The sequence below is a fragment of the Demequina capsici genome (assembly GCF_032102965.1).
Taxonomy (GTDB): domain Bacteria; phylum Actinomycetota; class Actinomycetes; order Actinomycetales; family Demequinaceae; genus Demequina; species Demequina capsici.
Map to the genome: position 1 here is coordinate 1,301,011 of NZ_CP134880.1, position 17,299 is coordinate 1,318,309.

14 protein-coding genes are annotated in these 17,299 nt (G+C 70.3%); 7 read left to right on the forward strand and 7 right to left on the reverse strand.

Features of this window, described 5'->3' with window-relative positions:
- Positions 1-48: 48 nt before the first annotated feature.
- Entirely contained in the window at positions 49-1,908 is a 1,860-nt protein-coding gene (dxs, locus tag RN607_RS06275) for a 1-deoxy-D-xylulose-5-phosphate synthase (protein WP_313545090.1), read from the forward strand.
- 3 nt (positions 1,909-1,911) lie between these two features.
- Here the strand turns inward: dxs and RN607_RS06280 are convergent, their stop codons facing one another.
- Together RN607_RS06280 and RN607_RS06285 are read right to left on the reverse strand one after the other, a co-directional pair.
- Positions 1,912-3,198 (reverse strand): HRDC domain-containing protein, encoded by a 1,287-nt coding sequence (locus tag RN607_RS06280; protein WP_313545092.1) that lies wholly within the window; start codon positions 3,196-3,198, stop codon positions 1,912-1,914.
- Positions 3,195-3,755, reverse strand: coding sequence for a DUF3000 domain-containing protein (locus RN607_RS06285; RefSeq protein WP_313501100.1), 561 nt, complete (start codon positions 3,753-3,755; stop codon positions 3,195-3,197). The genes RN607_RS06280 and RN607_RS06285 overlap by 4 nt, the downstream gene beginning before the upstream one ends.
- Before the next feature lie 101 nt (positions 3,756-3,856).
- On the opposite strand from RN607_RS06285, the gene gnd reads away from it, so the two are divergent.
- The 3 genes from gnd to zapE are packed head-to-tail and all read left to right on the forward strand — an operon-like array spanning position 3,857 to position 7,537.
- Positions 3,857-5,290 carry an NADP-dependent phosphogluconate dehydrogenase gene (gene gnd, locus RN607_RS06290; RefSeq protein ID WP_313545094.1) on the forward strand — a complete coding sequence of 478 codons (1,434 nt, stop codon included), beginning with the start codon at positions 3,857-3,859 and terminating at the stop codon, positions 5,288-5,290.
- 5 nt (positions 5,291-5,295) lie between these two features.
- Positions 5,296-6,519: a carboxylate--amine ligase gene (locus RN607_RS06295; protein WP_313545096.1), complete on the forward strand. Its 1,224-nt coding sequence runs from the start codon at positions 5,296-5,298 to the stop codon at positions 6,517-6,519.
- A 34-nt stretch (positions 6,520-6,553) separates the two neighbouring features.
- Positions 6,554-7,537 (forward strand): cell division protein ZapE, encoded by a 984-nt coding sequence (gene zapE, locus RN607_RS06300; protein WP_313545099.1) that lies wholly within the window; start codon positions 6,554-6,556, stop codon positions 7,535-7,537.
- Between the two features lie 88 nt (positions 7,538-7,625).
- On the opposite strand, the gene treZ is transcribed toward zapE, so the two are convergent.
- From treZ to RN607_RS06315, 3 genes are all read right to left on the reverse strand, one after another.
- Positions 7,626-9,368, reverse strand: coding sequence for a malto-oligosyltrehalose trehalohydrolase (gene treZ, locus RN607_RS06305; protein ID WP_313545101.1), 1,743 nt, complete (start codon positions 9,366-9,368; stop codon positions 7,626-7,628).
- Positions 9,365-11,881 carry a malto-oligosyltrehalose synthase gene (gene treY / locus RN607_RS06310; RefSeq protein ID WP_313545103.1) on the reverse strand — a complete coding sequence of 839 codons (2,517 nt, stop codon included), beginning with the start codon at positions 11,879-11,881 and terminating at the stop codon, positions 9,365-9,367. Before treY ends, treZ begins: the two co-directional genes overlap by 4 nt.
- Before the next feature lie 100 nt (positions 11,882-11,981).
- The gene (locus RN607_RS06315) at positions 11,982-12,428 is read right to left on the reverse strand and encodes an Ohr family peroxiredoxin (RefSeq protein WP_313545105.1); all 447 of its coding nucleotides are present in this window, start codon (positions 12,426-12,428) and stop codon (positions 11,982-11,984) included.
- A gap of 156 nt (positions 12,429-12,584) precedes the next feature.
- Between RN607_RS06315 and RN607_RS06320 the strand changes: the two genes are divergently transcribed.
- The 3 genes from RN607_RS06320 to RN607_RS06330 all read left to right on the forward strand — a co-directional run bounded on the left by RN607_RS06320 (position 12,585) and on the right by RN607_RS06330 (position 15,236).
- Positions 12,585-13,163 (forward strand): TetR/AcrR family transcriptional regulator, encoded by a 579-nt coding sequence (locus RN607_RS06320; protein ID WP_313545107.1) that lies wholly within the window; start codon positions 12,585-12,587, stop codon positions 13,161-13,163.
- 163 nt (positions 13,164-13,326) lie between these two features.
- Entirely contained in the window at positions 13,327-14,532 is a 1,206-nt protein-coding gene (gene fucO / locus RN607_RS06325; protein WP_313545109.1) for a lactaldehyde reductase, read from the forward strand.
- 116 nt (positions 14,533-14,648) lie between these two features.
- Positions 14,649-15,236 carry a DUF1684 domain-containing protein gene (locus RN607_RS06330; RefSeq protein WP_313545111.1) on the forward strand — a complete coding sequence of 196 codons (588 nt, stop codon included), beginning with the start codon at positions 14,649-14,651 and terminating at the stop codon, positions 15,234-15,236.
- A gap of 63 nt (positions 15,237-15,299) precedes the next feature.
- Here RN607_RS06330 and ptsP read toward each other — a convergent pair whose 3' ends face one another.
- Complete coding sequence (ptsP, locus tag RN607_RS06335) at positions 15,300-16,982, reverse strand: phosphoenolpyruvate--protein phosphotransferase (RefSeq protein ID WP_313545114.1); 1,683 nt, start codon at positions 16,980-16,982, stop codon at positions 15,300-15,302.
- On the reverse strand, positions 16,979-17,251 hold the full coding sequence (locus RN607_RS06340) for an HPr family phosphocarrier protein (protein WP_313545116.1): 273 nt from the start codon (positions 17,249-17,251) through the stop codon (positions 16,979-16,981). The genes ptsP and RN607_RS06340 overlap by 4 nt, the downstream gene beginning before the upstream one ends.
- Positions 17,252-17,299: the final 48 nt, after the last annotated feature.

A 17,299-nucleotide genomic window follows, 5' to 3' on the forward strand; every position in this document is an offset into this window, starting at 1 on the left:
ACGCCGCGTAAAGTGGTGTGACCCCTGTGCCCGGAAGAAGGAGAGAGCGTGCTGGAGCGCATCGAGTCACCGCAGGACCTGCGGGGTCTCTCATACGAGGAGCTTCACGGCCTCGCCGAGGAGATCCGGGACTTCCTGGTCGACTCGGTCTCGCGCACCGGCGGACACCTGGGCCCCAACCTGGGCGTCGTCGAGCTCACGCTCGCGCTGCACCGGGTCTTCGAGTCGCCGCACGACAGCATCGTGTTCGACACGGGGCACCAGTCGTACGTGCACAAGCTGATCACCGGACGCCACGACTTCTCGGACCTGCGCCAGCGCGGGGGCCTGTCGGGCTACCCCTCCCGGGCCGAGAGCGCGCATGACGTCGTCGAGAACTCGCACGCATCGACCGCCGTGTCGTGGGCGGCGGGCATCGCGCGCGGCCGGGCGCTTCGCGGCGAGAGCGACCGCACCACGGTCGCCGTGATCGGCGATGGCGCGCTCACCGGCGGCATGGCCTGGGAGGCGCTCAACTCGCTTGCCGACCGGTCGGACCGCGTGGTGATCGTCGTCAATGACAACGGCCGCTCCTACGCGCCGACGATCGGCGGCCTCGCCCGCAAGCTCGACGGGATCCGCGTGGACCCGCGCTACGAGCGCTTCCTCGGCTGGGGCAAGCGCACCTTCGAGAATCGCGGCCGGTTCCGCACCTTCACCTATCAGACGGTGATGCACGGCAAGCGCGCGCTCAAGGGGCTGCTCACCGAGCAGGGTCTGTTCGAGGATCTGGGGCTGAAGTACATCGGTCCGATCGACGGCCACGACCAGCGTCACCTCGAGCTGGCGCTGCGGCAGGCGAAGGACTACGGCGCCCCCGTGCTCGTGCATGTGCTGACGCAGAAGGGCCGCGGCTACGAGCCCGCCGAGCAGGACGTCGCCGACCGCTTCCACGCCGTCGGCCCGATCCATCCTGAGACGGGGCTGCCGATCGTGCCCTCCCGCTTCGGATGGACGAAGGTCTTCGCGGACGAGATGCTGAGGGCCGGCAGGGAGCGTGACGATGTGGTGGCGCTCACCGCTGCCATGCTCGCGCCCGTCGGCCTGCAGCCCTTCGCCGACGAGTTCCCCGACCGCGTGATCGACGTCGGCATCGCGGAGCAGCATGCCGTCACCAGCGCCGCAGGCCTCGCGTTCGCCGGGATGCACCCCGTCGTGGCGGTGTACGCGACCTTCCTGAACCGCGCGTTCGATCAGCTGCTGATGGACGTCGCGCTTCACAAGGCGGGCGTGACCTTCATGCTCGACCGCGCGGGGATCACCGGAGACGACGGGGCGAGCCACAACGGCATGTGGGACATGGCGCTGCTGCGCCATGTCCCGGGCCTGAGACTGGCCGCGCCGCGTGACGAGGCGACGCTGCGCTCCGCGTTCAGGCAGGCGCTCGACGTCGACGACGCGCCCACCGTCGTGCGCTACCCGAAGGGGGCCGTCGGAGACGACGTTCCCGCGCTCCGTCGCGTGGAGGACATCGAGATCCTCGCCGAGCTCGGCGAGGGTCCGGCGCAGGTGGTCGTGCTGGGCGTAGGAGCCATGGCGCCCACGGCGATCGAGGTGGCCGGCAAGCTTGCGGCCGAAGGCCGGACCGTGCTCGCCGCGACTGCCACCTGGGTGCGACCCGTGCCCGACGGCCTCCTGGAGGTGCTCGGAGACGCCGAGCTCGTCGTGACCGTCGAGGACGGCCTCACCGACGCGGGCGTGGGCCAGGAGTGGGCCGAGTTCGCGCGGCTCGCCGGCCGCACCGCCCGGTGGTCCCACCACGGAGTGCCGCGGGAGTTCCTCGATCACGCCAGCCGTGCGCAGGTCGTGGAGCGCGTGGGCCTGAACGCCTCCGCGATCGCCGAGCGGGCCGGCGCGCTGCTCGCCTGACGATCAGGCGTCGACCACGCCGTCCGACGCGTCGGTGCCGGCAGCATCGAGCTCGGCCGCGCGGACGAACGTCTGCGCCAGCACGGGCGCCACCAGGTCCAGCTGCCACTGCCGCGCTCCGCGGGAGGCCAGCAGGTTCCTGATCTCTGCCTCCCCGCCGCCACGGTGCTCCCAGCAGGCGCGGCGCACCGCATCAGGCTGCATGAGGTTCTCGGCAGGCATGCCGTGCTTGTCCACGAGCCCCTGGATCGCCTCCTTGGTGAGCGCGAGCCGTGTGGCGGCGTCGGGACGCTTGTCGCGCCAGGCACGAGGCGGAGGAGGGCCGTCGCTCGCAGGACCACGTCGAGCCGGCAGATCCTTGTCGGGAAGCGCGAGCGCGCGCTCGATGGTGGGCCACCAGCGGGCCGCAGCCCGCTTCGTCCCCCGCGACCGCCACTCGGGAAGCGCCACCAGATCGTCGTAGGACGCGGGGCGAGCCTGCGCCGCCGAGACGATCGCCGCATCGCGGAGGACGCGCCCTGGCGACATGTCGCGACGCTGCGCCTCCCGATCACGGCTCAGCCACAGCTCGCGCACGATCCCCAGCCCGCGAGGATCCCGCACCTGGTGACAGCCTGACGTGCGCCGCCACGGGTCAGGACGCGCCTCCGAGGGCTGCGCGACCCGCGCCGCCTCGAACTCCTGGAGCGCCCAGTCCAGCTTGCCCGCCGCCTCGAGCTCGGAGCGGAGATGGTCGCGCACCTCGACGAGCACCTCGACATCCAGCGCCGCATACACGAGCCAGTCATGGGGGAGCGGTCGCGTGGACCAGTCCTGCGCCGAGTGCTCCTTCGCGAGGGCCAGGCCCAGCACCCTCTCGACGACAGCGGCGAGCCCTACCTTGGGCCAGCCGAGCAGGCGCGCGGCGAGCTCCGTGTCGAACACCTTGGCGGGTGTGATGCCAAGATCGCGCATGCCCGGCAGATCCTGGCTCGCGGCGTGGAAGACGAACTCCTCCGCGCCCACAGCCTCCTGGAGGGAGGAGAGGTCGGGCAGGGCGGCGGTGTCGACGAGCGCGATCCCCGCGCCGGCGCGCTTGAACTGTGCCAGGTACGTGGCCTGTCCATAGCGGAAGCCCGAGGCACGCTCGGCGTCCGCGGCGATCGGACCGGTGCCCGCGGCGAAGGCGGCGACCGCCTGCGCGAGCGCCTCCGGCGTGTCGATCAGCGGCGGCACCCCGCCGGCAGGCTCGGTGAGCGGAACAGCGGGCGACGTTTCTTCCGAGGCGGTCGGCTCTGACGGGTGGGTCATGCGCGGGTACCCCGCAGCAGCGTCACGCCCTCAGGGACCGGTGGCAGGCCCGCGCAGGAGGCCATGAGCTCAGTCCACGCCGTGATGTGCGGCCCGATCACGCTCGTCTCGGGCGTCCACGACGCGCGCAGCTCGATGCGCACCTCGTCGGGTCGCTCGGCCAGCTCGCCGTACGATCGCGACACGACCTTGGTCACAGTTCCTCCTCGCTGCCGGTGGGGGACGCCTTCCAGCGCCTCCTCCAGTCGCGACCACGCGACGTCGGCCCAGATGTCGTCAGCCCCGACCTCGGCGTCCGCGAGCGCCTTGACGAGCGCGACGACGCGGAAGGTGCCATCCCATGCGTCGTTGCCGTCGGGGTCGTGCAGAAGCACGAAGCGTCCGGTCGCCTCGACCTCGGGCGCCGTCACCTCGCCGTCGATCGCAGCCGCGAAAGGTGCGATCCGCGAGGGTGCGGTGGTCTCGGCGACGCGGACGTCGCCTCGCACCTGCGCGCCGGCGATCGAACGCAACGCCTCAAGGAAGGCGGGCGGTGCCGTGGCACGATCGGGAGCCATGGTCCGAGACTAGGACCGAGCACGCCGCGTGGATCGTACGCCACGCTGTCGGCCACCCTCTAGGCTGGTACGCGGAGTTCTCCCCGACGTTAGGAAGTGACATGTCCCTCGCACAGATCGGCGTGACCGGCCTCGCGGTGATGGGCCGCAACCTCGCGCGCAACTTCGCGCGCAACGGGTTCACGGTCGCCGTCCACAACCGCTCACCGCAGAAGATGACGTCGCTCCTCGCGGAGCACGGTGACGAGGGCGACTTCATCGGCTGCGAGTCTCTCGAGGACTTCGTCGCGGCGCTGGAGCGCCCGCGCAAGATCGTCATCATGGTTCAGGCCGGGCCCGCGACCGACGCGGTCATCGACGCGCTCGTGCCGCTGCTCGACCAGGGCGACATCGTGGTGGACGCCGGCAACGCGCACTTCCCCGACACGCGTCGGCGTGAGGCGGCTCTTCGTGAGATCGGACTGCACTTCGTCGGCTCGGGGGTGTCGGGCGGCGAGGAGGGGGCGCTGCTCGGGCCGTCGATCATGCCCGGCGGCCCCGCGGAGTCGTACACGACGCTCGGCCCGATCCTCGAGAAGATCTCGGCGAAGGTCGACGGCGTGCCGTGCTGCACGCACGTGGGCCCCGACGGCGCGGGTCACTTCGTGAAGATGGTGCACAACGGCATCGAGTACGCGGACATGCAGCTCATCGGCGAGGCCTACCAGCTGCTCCGCGAGGGACTGGACCTCACCCCTGCCGAGATCGGCGACATCTTCGACGAATGGAACAAGGGTGACCTGGAGTCGTTCCTGATCGAGATCACGGCCGAGGTCCTCAAGCAGGTCGACGCACGGACCGGCAAGCCGCTGGTCGACGTGATCGTCGACGAAGCGGGCCAGAAGGGCACCGGCCGCTGGACCGTGCAGAGCGCGCTCGACCTGGGCGTGCCTGTGACCGGCATCGCCGAGGCGACGTTCGCCCGCGCGATCTCCAGCCAGATCGCGCAGCGCGAGGCCGCCCGCGACGTGCTCTCCGCCTCCACGTCGGAGTGGCACATCAACAACCGCGACGGCTTCATCGAGGACGTGCGGCTGGCGCTGTACGCGTCCAAGGTCGTCGCTTATGCGCAGGGCTTCGACCAGATCCAGGCGGCCTCCGAGGAGTACGGCTGGAACGTCGATCGCGGCGCCATGGCACGCATCTGGCGGGGCGGCTGCATCATCCGTGCGCGGTTCCTGAACCGCATCACTGAGGCGTACGAGCGGGACGCGGACCTTGCGTCGCTCCTGGTGGATCCCTACTTCGCGAACGAGGTGTCCGACGGCGTGGCCGCGTGGCGTCGCGTGGTCTCCATGGCTGCGCTCACCGGCGTGCCGACGCCCGCGTTCTCGTCGTCGCTCGCGTACTACGACGCTCTGCGCGCGGAGCGACTGCCCGCTGCGCTGATCCAGGGGCAGCGTGACTTCTTCGGCGCTCACACGTACAAGAGGACCGATGTCGAGGGCACGTTCCACACGCTGTGGTCGGAGGACCGCAGCGAGGTCGAGGCCTAAGCCGGGTGCGCGCCCCGACCCCCGTCCTCGTAGGCGGCGATATCGGCGCGTATGCCCTCATGCGTGCCTTCCACGAGGCATACGGGGTGCGGGGCGTGATCGTGTCACGCGTCGAGACGAGGGCGTTCGCGCACACGCGGCTCGCCGACCAGGTGATCGCGAACGTCGACGACCAGGATGCGCTCGTCACGGCGCTGGAGCAGATCGCGGCCGACCGGCCCGACGAGCGGCTGGTGCTGCTCACCAACGCGGACTGGTACGTGGAGCGGATCGCCGCGGCGCGGGAGCGCCTCGAGGCGCGCTACGAGATCCCCATGTGCACTGCCGAGCAGTTCGCCAGGGTGTCCGACAAGGCGGCCTTCCAGGCCGACTGCGTGGCATTGGGGATCCCGGTGCCGCGGACGATCGCGGTGTCGTTCTCGTCGGGCTCGCCTGTGCCCGACGCGTCGCTCGACCTGCTCGAGTACCCGGTCATCGGCAAGCCCGCCTCCTCGGCGGAGTTCTACTACGTCGACTATCCGGGCAAGCTGAAGATCCATGACCTCGGAGGCAGGGACGCGGTCGACGCGCTTCTCGCGAGGCTGGCCGCCTCGGGGTTCACGGGCACGTATCTGCTCCAGGAGTTCATCCCTGGCGATGAGACCCAGATGCGGTCGCTGACCGCGTACCGGGACGCGCGGGGGAACGTGACGATGGTCGTGACGGGGCGGGTGCTCCTCGAGGAGCACACGCCCGGGACCCTGGGGGTGCCCGCGGCGATCCTCACCGAGCCGTATGGCGATGCCATGGACGCGATGTCGCGCTACCTGGACCGAGTGGACTATCGAGGCTTCGCGAACGCGGACTACAAGCGCGACGCCCGCTCGGGTCGCCATGTGTTCTTCGAGGTGAACCCACGCATCGGCCGCAACAACTGGTACACCACGGCGTCGGGCGTGAATCCCGCGACGCACGTGATGGCCGATCTCGACGGCGCCCCGATCATGCCGGTACGCGGCGACCGGTCGGTGCTGTACTCCGTCGTTCCCATCCCGCTGCTGCGCCGCTACCTGAAGGAACGCGCGTTGCGGCAGACGGTCCTCGCGGCGGCGAAGCGCGGTGTCGCGAGACCCCTGCACAATCCGGAGGACCGTTCGGCGAGGCGGTGGCTCACGATCACCGCGCTCACCTGGAACTACTGGCGCAAGTATCTGCAGTACTACCCGCGGGCCACCGAGAGCGGGCACTGACGGCGCTCTGTCGAGCGCTCGCTAGGCTCTGGTCATGACCCCGGATCTGGTGGGCCGTCGCCCCACCCTCGACGCTGCGGCGCTGGTGGACCAGTTGGTCCCGCCGCCGCACTTCGCGACCGCGACGTTCGAGACCTACATCCCGGATCCCGACTATCCGAGTCAGGCGGCCGCCCTCGAAGCGGTGCGCACCTTCGCGATCCGCGCGACGCGACGGGGCATCCCTGGGCTGCGATCCAGCACGGCGGGCAAGGGCCTGTACCTGGATGGCGGCTTCGGCGTGGGCAAGACCCACCTGCTCGCCGCAGCGGCGGCCGCGGTGGGGGACCGCGCGGTGTTCGGCACCTTCGTCGAGTACACGCATCTGGTGGGGGCGCTCGGCTTCGTGCGGGCCCGCGATGAGCTGGCGCAGTTCGCTCTGGTGTGCATCGACGAGTTCGAGCTGGACGATCCTGGCGACACGTTGCTGATGGCGCGTCTCATGCGCGAGCTCACCGACGCGGGTGCTGCCATAGCCGCCACGTCGAACACGCTGCCCGACTCGCTGGGGGAGGGGCGCTTCGCTGCCGAGGACTTCCGCAGGGAGATCCAGGCGGTTGCAGGCCTCTTCACGGTGGTGACGATCGACGGTCCCGACTATCGCCATCGCGGCGACGTCGAGTCGCCTGTGCCCGCGTCGTCGGCGCAGGTGGATGCCGTGGCGGGGGATCCGGACGGAGTGGTCGTCGGGTGGTCGGAGCTGGTCGACGACCTCTGGCACGTGCATCCGAGCAGGTACGGCGCGTACGTCGAGGGCGTGCGTGCGCTCGGACTGCAGGAGGTGACGCCGCTCGACGATCAGGCGCGTGCCCTGCGCGTCGTCGCGCTCGTCGATCGCCTCTACGACCGTGATGTCAGGATCATCGCGTCCGGTGCGCCGCTCGACCACGTCTTCCCTGAGGACATGCTGCGCGGCGGCTACCGCAAGAAGTACTTCCGAGCGCTGTCACGCCTCACCTCGATGGCTGCACCGCGCTGAGTCCTCACACGCCGGCCTTGCCACCAGGCGCAGCGGACCGTCGGTGGTGTGGAGCAGATGCGCGGCCGGGAGGGGGCCGGCGGCGCCATCAATGGGGGGCGGCGACGAGCGCGACCGAGTCGGGCCCGAGCTTGAGGCAGTCGTCAGCGGATGTGCAGCGGCCGAACGTCGCGATCACGGCTCCGGCCGGCAGCATCGCCTCATGCGCTGACAGGTTCGCGTGGACGATCACGGGCCCTCGCATGGTGAGCACGCGGGGCGCCGACTCGGACACCGAGACGGGGAACGGCTCCCACGCGGCGGGGTCGCGCGTGAGGTCCCGCGCGGTCATGACCTCCGCGACCCAGGCCTCGATCCGGCGCTGCGTCTCCGTGGTCGCCGCGAGCCCGGACCCCAGCTTGGACCGCAGGAACGTCTGTCGATCCTGAGGGTCCGGCACGGAGACGTCCCCGCCGTAGAGCTCTTCCCAGCCGTGACCTGCGAACTCGTTCCTCCGGCCGTCTGACACGGCCGATCCGAGGGGCTCCGCGTGGTCGGTGAAGAACATGAACGGCCTCGTCTCGCCGTACTCCTCGCCCATGAAGAGCATCGGAGTGAAGGGACCGAGGAGGATCAGCGCCAGGGAGGCGGCCTGCGCGCCGGGGGTGAGCCGGGAGGCCGGCCGGTCTCCGAGCGCGCGGTTGCCCACCTGGTCGTGGTTCGAGGCGAAGACCACGAAGCGGCGACGGTCGACCTCGGGCGGCACGGGCGCGCCCCAGGGCTTGCCACGGAACGTCGAGTAGGTGCCGTCATGCACGAACACGCCCCGGAACGCCTTGTCGAGCGTCGCGGCGCTGCCGAAGTCGCCGTAGTAGCCGTGGATCTCCTCGGTGAGGTACGCGTGGAGCGCGTGGTGCACGTCGTCGGCCCACTGGGCGGTCATCCCCATGCCGCCTTCGGCCGTGGGCATGACCATGGCGGCCTGGTTGAGGTCGGACTCCGCGACGAGCGACAGCGGCCGTCCAAGCGTCGCGGACAGCGCGGCGACCGTGTCGGACAGCTCGGCGAGCAGGTGACGCGGGGAGTCGTCCTGGAGCGCGTGCACGGCGTCGAGCCTGAGGCAGTCGACGTGGAAGTCACGCATCCATCGGACCGCGTTGTCGATCAGGAAGCCGCGCATGCCCTCGGACCCGGGCTGGTCCAGGTTGACGGCCCATCCCCACGGGGTCTCGTGCGCGTCCGTGAAGTAGGGGCCGTACTGGGCCAGGTAGTTGCCGTCGGGTCCGAGGTGGTTGTAGACCACGTCGAGGCAGACGCCGAGTCCCGCGGCGTGCGCCCTGTCGACGAACCGCTGGAGCGCCTCGGGCCCGCCGTACGGGTCGTGCACCGCGTACAGCGCGACGCCGTCGTAGCCCCAGCCGCGTTCGCCGGGGAACGCGGCGAGCGGCATGAGCTCGATCATCTGGATGCCGCGCCGCGCAAGGTCGGAGAGGTGTCGTGCGTCGATCGCGTCGAGGGTCCCTCCGGGTGTGAAGGTGCCTACGTGCAGCTCGTACGTGACCGCGCCCAGGGCGTCGATGCCGCCCCAGGACTGGTCGTGCCAGAGGTGCCGCGACGGGTCGAAGGCGCGCGAGAATCCGTGCACCCCGTGAGGCTGCCAGGCGCTGCGGGGATCGGGGAACGGGCCGCGTCCGTCGACCTCGTAGGCGTAGTCGCTGCCGGGGACCAGCACGGGGCCCTCCCACCACCCGTCGGAGATGCGCGTCATGGGAGCCACGGCCGCGTCCGAGCTGTCGGGGCGCAGCTGGATGCTCAGGGATGTCGCGTCGGGCGCCCAGACCCGGGCCCTCATGAGGCGCGCTCCAGGAGTGCGACCGGATGGTTGCGCAGCAGCGTCGCGAGCGGCACGGTGCCTCCGTCGAACTCGCCCTTGCCGATCAGGTCGCGCCACCCGCCGTCGGGGAGCTGCACGGTTGCATCCGCCCAGCCGCCGAGCCGCTCGAGCTCGAGAGCCACGCGGGTGGCGACCGTGATCACCTCGGGCCGGTCGCCGACCGTCCGCGCGTACACCACGGCGTGTCCCGAGGAGGAGGCGAGCGCCTGGTATCCCGCGGATGCGCCGACGTAGGCGTCGTGGTGATCGCGTCGAGCGCTCAGCGCCCGAGCGGTGACGAGCAGCTTCTCCTCGCTGACGCTGCGAGGGCGGCCGCCCTTGAGCAGGTGTGCGAGCGCGGCGTCGCGACGCGTGTAGTCCACGGGGCGCCGGTTGTCAGGGTCGACGAGCGAGGGGCTGACGCACTCGTTGCCCTGGTAGCAGTCCGGGACTCCGGGCATGGTGAGCTGGATCAGCTTCGTGCCGAGGATGGCGGCCCGGACTCCCTCCGCTGTGTCGTGATGCCACTGCGCGATGAGCTCCGCGACCTGGTCGTCCCCGTGCGCGGCGCGGGCGAACGTCTGCACGGCGTCCTCGTAGTCGGCATCGATCGACGTCCACGTCGTGTGGTTCTTCGCCTCGCGCATCGCCTTCGTCAGGTAGCCGGAGAGGCGCTCCCACTCCATCATCCCGGTCTCGTCGGACGTGCCGACGAGGGTCTGCCACCACAGGTTCTCGACGCGTCCGTCGAGCTGGGCGGGCACTCGGTCCGCGACGGCGGCGTGCAGCTGGCCGACGAGGGCATCCCAGTCGTCCGGGACCTCGCTGAGCACGCCGAGGCGGGCACGGACGTCCTCGGAGCGCTTGGTGTCGTGGGTGGTGAGGGTGGTCATCGCGTGCGGGTAGTTGTGCTGCTGGTCCCAGGCCCATGCGTGGAAGCTCGCGGGGGGCAGCGCGAACCTGGACGCGGGTGAGCCCACCTCGCACAGCGGCAGCAGGTGCGTCCAGCGGTAGTAGGCGGTGTCCTCGACGCCCTTGGCCATGACGGCGCCGCAGGCCTGTTGGAACCGGGTGATCAGCTCGGCGCGGGTGGCGCCCTCGGTCTGGCCCGCGGATCCGACCTCGCGGCCCTTGAGGAGGTCCACGACCACGTCGAGGGTCTCGTACCGCTCGGGGTCCAGGAGCTCACGGGCCTTGGCGGCCGCGTGATCGATCGCTTCCAGGGACATCGGCTTGGGTGGTGTACCAGGGACGACGTAGGCGCGGTAGCGGTTGAAGGCGACCAGCATGCGGCGGATGCAGTCGTACAGCGCGCGCCACGTGTGGTCCCGCAGCCTCACGTCCGAGGTGCAGACCTCGTGCGCGAGGTTGGCGAGGCGATGCACCTCGCTCGAGAGCGACTCCTTGACGATCTCGCGCTTCGCGTCCTGGATCAGCGTGGGCAGCGAGCCGAGTGCGTCTCCCGTCAGCCTGTAGAGGGTGCCTGCCAGCGGGGCGGCTCCAGCGGGATCGCGCATGAGCGCTCCGACTCGCCAGGCGGCGTCGTACCCGGTGGTGCCGGCGGTCTTCCAGGAGGTGGGCAGCTGCTCATCGTCCTCGAGGATCTTCTCGACGACGATCCATGCGCCGTCGGTGGCTTCGGAGAGCCTCTCGATGTAGCCGGCCGGGTCGGCGAGGCCGTCAGGGTGGTCGATGCGGAGGCCGTCGAGCGTGCCGTCCTTCACCAGGTCGACGATCACGTGGTGGGTCTGGTCGAAGACGTCGGGGTCCTCGACCCGGACTGCCACGAGCGAGCCGACGTCGAAGAACCGTCGGTAGTTGAGCTCCTCGTTGCCCACGCGCCAGTAGGCGAGGCGGTAGCTCTGCTCATCGACGAGCGAGGCCATCGGGAGGTTCTCCGTGCCCTCCTTCACGGGGAACACGTGCTCGTAGTAGCGGAGCACGGGGACCTCGCCTTCGTGCTCGAATCCGGGCACGATCATGCGGTCGAGCTGAAGCTCGTCGGAGGCGAGGATGGATCCGAGCCGCTGCCCGAGCACGGGCATGAGCACCGGTTCGCCGCTGGACCAGTCGACGTCGAACCAGTGCGCATAGGGAGAGTCGGGGCCGAGGGCGAGCACGGACCAGAGCGCACGGTTGTGGTAGGCGGGCGTCGGGACGGCCATGTGGTTGGGCACCAGGTCTGCGACAAGTCCGATGCCATGCTCGCCGGCCTTCCAGGCGAGCGCTCGCAGCCCTTCCTCGCCGCCGAGCGCCTCGGAGATGCGCGAGTGGTCCACGACGTCGTAGAAGTGCGTGGACCCTGGTGCGGCGGTGAGGATGGGGGAGAGGTACAGGTGGGAGACGCCGAGACGCGCGAAGTAGTCGAGCCTCGCTGCGGCGTCCGCGAAGGTGAAATCGGGGGTCAGCTGCAGTCGGTAGGTCGAGGTCGGGACCTTCGCGTCGACACGGTGTCCCAGCCTCTTCGTGCGTTCATGCGGTCCGTCTGCCATGGAGTGAGCTCCGATCGTCAGTGTCCTCTTCTCATGATGTCAGACGCTGGTCACGGGAGTGTTAATTCCCTCCAAAGGCGAGGCAAAGGGTCGGCCTGTGTCAGGCGTCGACGGCCTCGTGGGCCGTGACCTCCACGTTCACCTCGATGTTGCCTCGCACCGCGTTCGAGTAGGGGCACATCTGGTCGGCCTTGTCCGCGATCGCCTGTGCGGTCGCCTGGTCGATGCCGTACGCGTCGACCTTGAGCGTCACGGTGAGAGCGAACTCGTGCAACGACACCGGGCCGATGCCGACCTTCGCGGTGACGGACGAGCCCTCGATGCGGACCTTCATGGACTTCGCCGCGCCCTGGAAGGCGGAGTTGTAGCAGGCCGAGTATCCCGAGGCGAACAGGAGCTCGGGGTTGGCCTTCCTGGGTGTCGTGATGGGGTTGGGGGTCACGAGGTCCATGTCGATGAGGCCGTCCGCTGACGCGACGTGACCGTTGCGGCCGTCCCCGGTGGCGGTGGCGGTGGCGGTGTAGAAGACCTTGGGCTTGGCGGTCATGCATGCTCCTTCGGTTCGATGCTGGTCACGGGTGCGCACCTGTGGCGTGACCCGGTGTTGTCGTCACACAATGTAGACGAACTAGTATGTCTACAACGACACGCGACAGAATGTTCCCGTGTGCGCCACGGCAGGGCGACGGAGGAAGGGGTGGTCATGGCGACGAGCGAGGCATCACGGCGCGGCGCGGCGGTGCGCGAGCGGATCCTGGGCGCGGCCACGACCCTCTTCCGTGAGCAGGGGATCCGCGCGGTGAGCGCGGACCGGATCCTCGCCGACGCCGGTGTGGCCAAGGTGACCTTCTATCGCCATTTCCCGACGAAGGACGATCTGGTGGTCGCGTACCTCGAGGAGGAGCTCGAGTCCGCGCGCGCGGTGGTCGCCAGCGCCGAGGGCCTTCCCCGCGAGTGGCGGACGCAGGCCTTCGTCAAGGCCATGGGCGAGCAGATGTGCCTTCCAGGGTTCCGCGGCTGTCCCTTCATCAACGCGGCCGCCGAGTATCCGGACGCCTCGCATCCAGTACGGGCTGTCGTCACGAGGTTCCGTGCGTGGCTGATCGGGGAGATCGCGGTGCAGCTCGCCGGACTCGGCGTCGAGGACTCGGGCGCGCGTGCCGCCGAGATCATGATGGTGCGGGACGGCGCGATGGTCGCGGGCTATCTGACCGGCGATCCCGACGGCGTCACGGCTGCTCTCCAGCGGGCGGTCGGCGCGATCGTCGCGCGCGCCGTGTGACGCCGACGAGCTCGTTGGCGGAGCCGTCCGACTGGGACCTCCTGCCCATGCGCGGCTGACCCGACGAGGTCGATGCTCGGTGAGAGTCGGTCGTATGCCGGGGGCGCGGGACCGAGGTCCCAGCGATGGCCTCCTGGCGTTTGAAACGATTCATTGAGCGGGCATGCCCCGCGTCAACACGTGGGCCGGCACGGCCCCTGACTGGAGGTGCAACGTGGCACAGCGCATGATCTGGAACCAGACGGCGTACTTCGGCGCCGGCGCGATCTCGGTGATCCCCGACGAGATCGCAGGACGCGGGTTCACCAAGGCATTCGTGGTCTCGGACAAGGTGCTCGTCGACACCGGCGTGACCGGCAAGGTCACCGGGCTGCTCGATGAGTCGGGCATCGCCTTCGAGCTCTACAGCGACGTCGTGCCCAACCCGCCCATCGAGAACGTGCTCGCTGGAGTGGAGGCGTTCAAGGCCTCCGGAGCGGACGTGCTCATCGGCATCGGTGGCGGGTCGCCGCAGGACACCTGCAAGGCGATCGGCATCATCGTCGCCAACCCCGAGTTCTCCGACGTCCGTTCGCTCGAGGGCGTGGCCCCCACCAAGAACCCGTCGGTGCCGATCATCGCGGTCCCCACCACGGCAGGCACCGCGTCCGAGACGACCATCAACTACGTGATCACCGATGTGCAGAACCGACGCAAGTTCGTGTGCGTCGACCCCCACGACATCCCGGTGCTCGCCGTGGTCGACTCGGAGATGATGGCCAGCGCGCCCCGCAGCCTCAAGGTGGCCACGGGCCTCGACGCGCTCACCCACGCCATCGAGGGATACATCACCGCCGGCGCATGGGAGCTGTCCGACCTGTTCCACCTCAAGGCCATCCAGGTGATCGCGAGCGCCCTCAAGGATGCCGCCGACGGCGATGAGGCCGCGATGGAGCGGATGGCGTTGGCTCAGTACATCGCCGGCATGGGCTACTCGAACGTCGGCCTGGGCCTCGTCCACGCGATGGCCCACCCCCTCGGAGCATTCTTCGAGGCGCCCCACGGCGTCGCCAACGGCATCCTTCTCGCGCCCGTCATGGCGTTCAACGCCGACGCGTCGGGGGAGAAGTACCGTGACATCGCCGAGGCGTTCGGCGTGGAGGGCGCCATGACCATGCCGCTCGACGAGGCCCGCAAGGCCGCTGTGGACGCCGTGGCGCGGCTGACGGTGGACCTGGGGAACCCGACCACCATCACTGCCGTAGGCGCCTCGCCCGAGGATGTCCAGCCGTTGGCGGAGGCCGCGTTCGCGGACGTCTGCGCCGGAGGCAACCCGCGTCAGGCCTCAGTCGACCAGATCGCTGAGCTGTACGCAGCTCTGCTCGGCTGAATCGCCGCGCCGTCTCGACGGCCGACCCGTCACGAGGGTCGGCCGTCGAGCCGTTCCTGGAGGTGCCCGGCAGCCGCCGAGGGAATGGGAGGTGCAGAAGCGCCGTTGCGACACACGTGGACTCCTGGGACATCCGAGACTGGCGGCGACGCACCTTCGCCCTCTATGACCATGTGCGATCGCTCGGCTCCGCGCTGGAGGCGCATGCGGCGTGGGTCGAGGGCCGGGACCTGCTGCTCTCCACGCACCCCGCCTCCCCGGTCGCTCCGGACCTGCGCTCGGGCTTCCGCGCGCGGATCGCGCAGTACGACTCGCAGCTGCGGTACGTGGTGCCGGTCGAGCACGCCGATCCCGTCCGATGGGAGGTTCAGACCGCATCCGACGGCGTGGTGCCGTTCTCACGGATCGGGAGGGTGGAGCTGGCCGGCCTCGGATCGCTCGACGTGTGGTGGCTCGAGAGCTATGGGGGTGGCGTGTTCGTCCCGTTGCGAGACGCATCGCCAGACACCTATGGGGGCGGCCGCTACGTCCTCGACACAGTCAAAGGGGCCGACCTCGGAGGGACGTCTCCTGAGCTGGTGATCGACCTGAACTTCGCCTATCAACCGTCCTGCGCGTACTCGAGCGACTGGGTGTGCCCGCTTCCAGGGACAGGCAACACCCTGGCGGCACCCGTGTCGGTGGGCGAGCTGGTCCAGATGTGACCCCGAGGGGACGCGCGATCGCCGCGCCGGGCAGGCTGGAGAGGGCCCGGCGCGGCGACCGTCTCAGAGCCCGAGCGCCTCGCGCGCGTCCGGGTTGATCTTGGACAGGGCGGCGCTGCGAGCCGCCGCGGCCTCGTCCTGCGCGAGCGCAGCCATCGCGATCTCCTCGCACTCCGCACGGGTGTGGGTCCGCACGGCGTAGCGGACCGCGGCCATCGCGCCGGGGGACATGGAGAGCGACGTGATCCCGAGGCCGACGAGCACGAGCGCCATCAGGGGGTCGGACGCCGACTCGCCGCACACGCCCACTGGCTTGCCGAGACGACGACCTGCCTGCGCGGTGGAGCGGACGAGCTCGAGCACCGCCGGCTGCCACGGGTCGAGCAGATCCGCGAGTTCGCCCCGCAGGCGATCCGTGGCCATCGTGTACTGTGCCAGGTCGTTCGTGCCCAGCGATACGAAGTCGACCTCGCGCAGGATCGCCTCGGCGCGCAGCGCGGCCGAAGGGACCTCGACCATCACGCCGACGGTGCCGATGCCTGCCGCTCGTGCGCGCGCGGCGAAGTCACGAGCCTCGGCGGGCGTGGCGATCATGGGCGCCATGGCCCACATCGAGTCGTCGGTCACGGCGCCCAGAGCGGCGAGCTGGGTGTCGATGAGCTCGGGGAGGATCCTCGTGAGGCGGAACCCGCGCACGCCGAGTGCAGGGTTGTCCTCGTCGGGCTGCGTCGCGAACGCGAGCGGCTTGTCGGCACCCGCGTCGATGGTGCGGACCACCAGCTTGCGGCCGCCGAGCGCCTCGACGGCCTGCCGGTAGGTCGTGGCCTGGGCCTCTGCGGTCGGCGCCTCGGCAGCATCGAGGAACAGGACCTCGGTGCGGAACAGGCCGACCCCCTCGGCATGGGCCTCGACGGCGCGCACCGCGTCGGCCGGGGTGCCGATGTTGGCCAGCAGCTGGACCTTGTGGCCGTCGCGTGTCGCGCCGGGATCGGTGTCACCGGCCAGAGCGGCGGCGCGCTCCTCGCGTGCGGCGATGGCTGCCTTGAGCCCGTCCGACGGGGCCACGGTGACGGTGCCGTCGGCGGCGTCCAGTGCCACCTCGGTGCCTGCCGCGACGGTGAGGATGCCCTCGACCCGTACCAGGCATGGGATGCCCAGCTGGCCGGCGATGATCGCGGTGTGGCCGGTGGGGCCGCCCAGCTCGGTGACGATGCCCGCCACCAGGTCCAGGTCCAGCGCGGCGGTGTCGGCAGGGGACAGGTCCGCTGCTGCGACGACCGAGCGTTCCGAGAGGGACAGCCCGGGTTCCGCCGCGCCCAGCAGACGCGCGACCACGCGGTCGCGGACCGAGTTGAGGTCGGTCACTCGCTCGGCGAGGTATCCGCCTGCGGCCTCGAACATCGCGGCGAAGGTCTCGACCGCCTTGGTCACCGCGGTCGCGGGCCCGGTGCCGGACTCGACGCGCTTGACGACGTCGGCGTGAAGAGCGGCGTCGCCCGCCATCAGGGCGGTCGCCTGCAGCACCTCGGCGAGATTGCCGGTGGCGGCGTCGGCACGCGCCTGGAGCGAGGCTGTGACAGCGGTGAAGGCGTCCGTGACCTGCTGGACAGCGGTGGCCACGTCCACCGGAGCGGGTTCGTCCGCAGGCGCCACCGGAGCCGGGTGCATGAAGGCGATCGGTGCGACGGCGCAGCTGCGGCCCACGCCGATGCCGCGCAGGGTCACCACGCCGGCGTCGACGCTCATGCGGGCACCGAGTCCAGGTCGCTCTCGAGCAGCTCGACAAGCTGGTCCAGGATCGCATCGGCGCCTTCGTCTCCGACGAGCGTGACGGCATCGCCGTGCGCGAGCCCGAGGCCCATGATCATGAGGATGCTCGAGGCGTCGATAGGTGCCTCGCCGTCTCTCGCGATGGTGATGCTGTGACCGGAGGCTCCGGCGGTCTTGGCGAACAGCGCGGCGGGGCGTGCGTGCAGACCCGTCGGGTTCGCGATGGTGGTGGTGCGCTGCGGCATTTCGTGCCCTTTCTCGAGCTCCGTTGCTGGAGGCGGACGGTGCTGGGG

Bases quoted from the DNA above. Each gene is read 5' to 3' on its own strand.
- RN607_RS06280 (WP_313545092.1), bottom strand. From the start codon at position 3,198: ATGACCCACCCGTCAGAGCCGACCGCCTCGGAAGAAACGTCGCCCGCT.
- RN607_RS06285 (WP_313501100.1), bottom strand. From the start codon at position 3,755: ATGGCTCCCGATCGTGCCACGGCACCGCCCGCCTTCCTTGAGGCGTTG.
- gnd (WP_313545094.1), top strand. From the start codon at position 3,857: ATGTCCCTCGCACAGATCGGCGTGACCGGCCTCGCGGTGATGGGCCGC.
- zapE (WP_313545099.1), top strand. From the start codon at position 6,554: ATGACCCCGGATCTGGTGGGCCGTCGCCCCACCCTCGACGCTGCGGCG.
- treZ (WP_313545101.1), bottom strand. From the start codon at position 9,368: ATGAGGGCCCGGGTCTGGGCGCCCGACGCGACATCCCTGAGCATCCAG.
- treY (WP_313545103.1), bottom strand. From the start codon at position 11,881: ATGGCAGACGGACCGCATGAACGCACGAAGAGGCTGGGACACCGTGTC.
- RN607_RS06315 (WP_313545105.1), bottom strand. From the start codon at position 12,428: ATGACCGCCAAGCCCAAGGTCTTCTACACCGCCACCGCCACCGCCACC.
- RN607_RS06320 (WP_313545107.1), top strand. From the start codon at position 12,585: ATGGCGACGAGCGAGGCATCACGGCGCGGCGCGGCGGTGCGCGAGCGG.
- fucO (WP_313545109.1), top strand. From the start codon at position 13,327: ATGCCCCGCGTCAACACGTGGGCCGGCACGGCCCCTGACTGGAGGTGC.
- ptsP (WP_313545114.1), bottom strand. From the start codon at position 16,982: ATGAGCGTCGACGCCGGCGTGGTGACCCTGCGCGGCATCGGCGTGGGC.
- RN607_RS06340 (WP_313545116.1), bottom strand. From the start codon at position 17,251: ATGCCGCAGCGCACCACCACCATCGCGAACCCGACGGGTCTGCACGCA.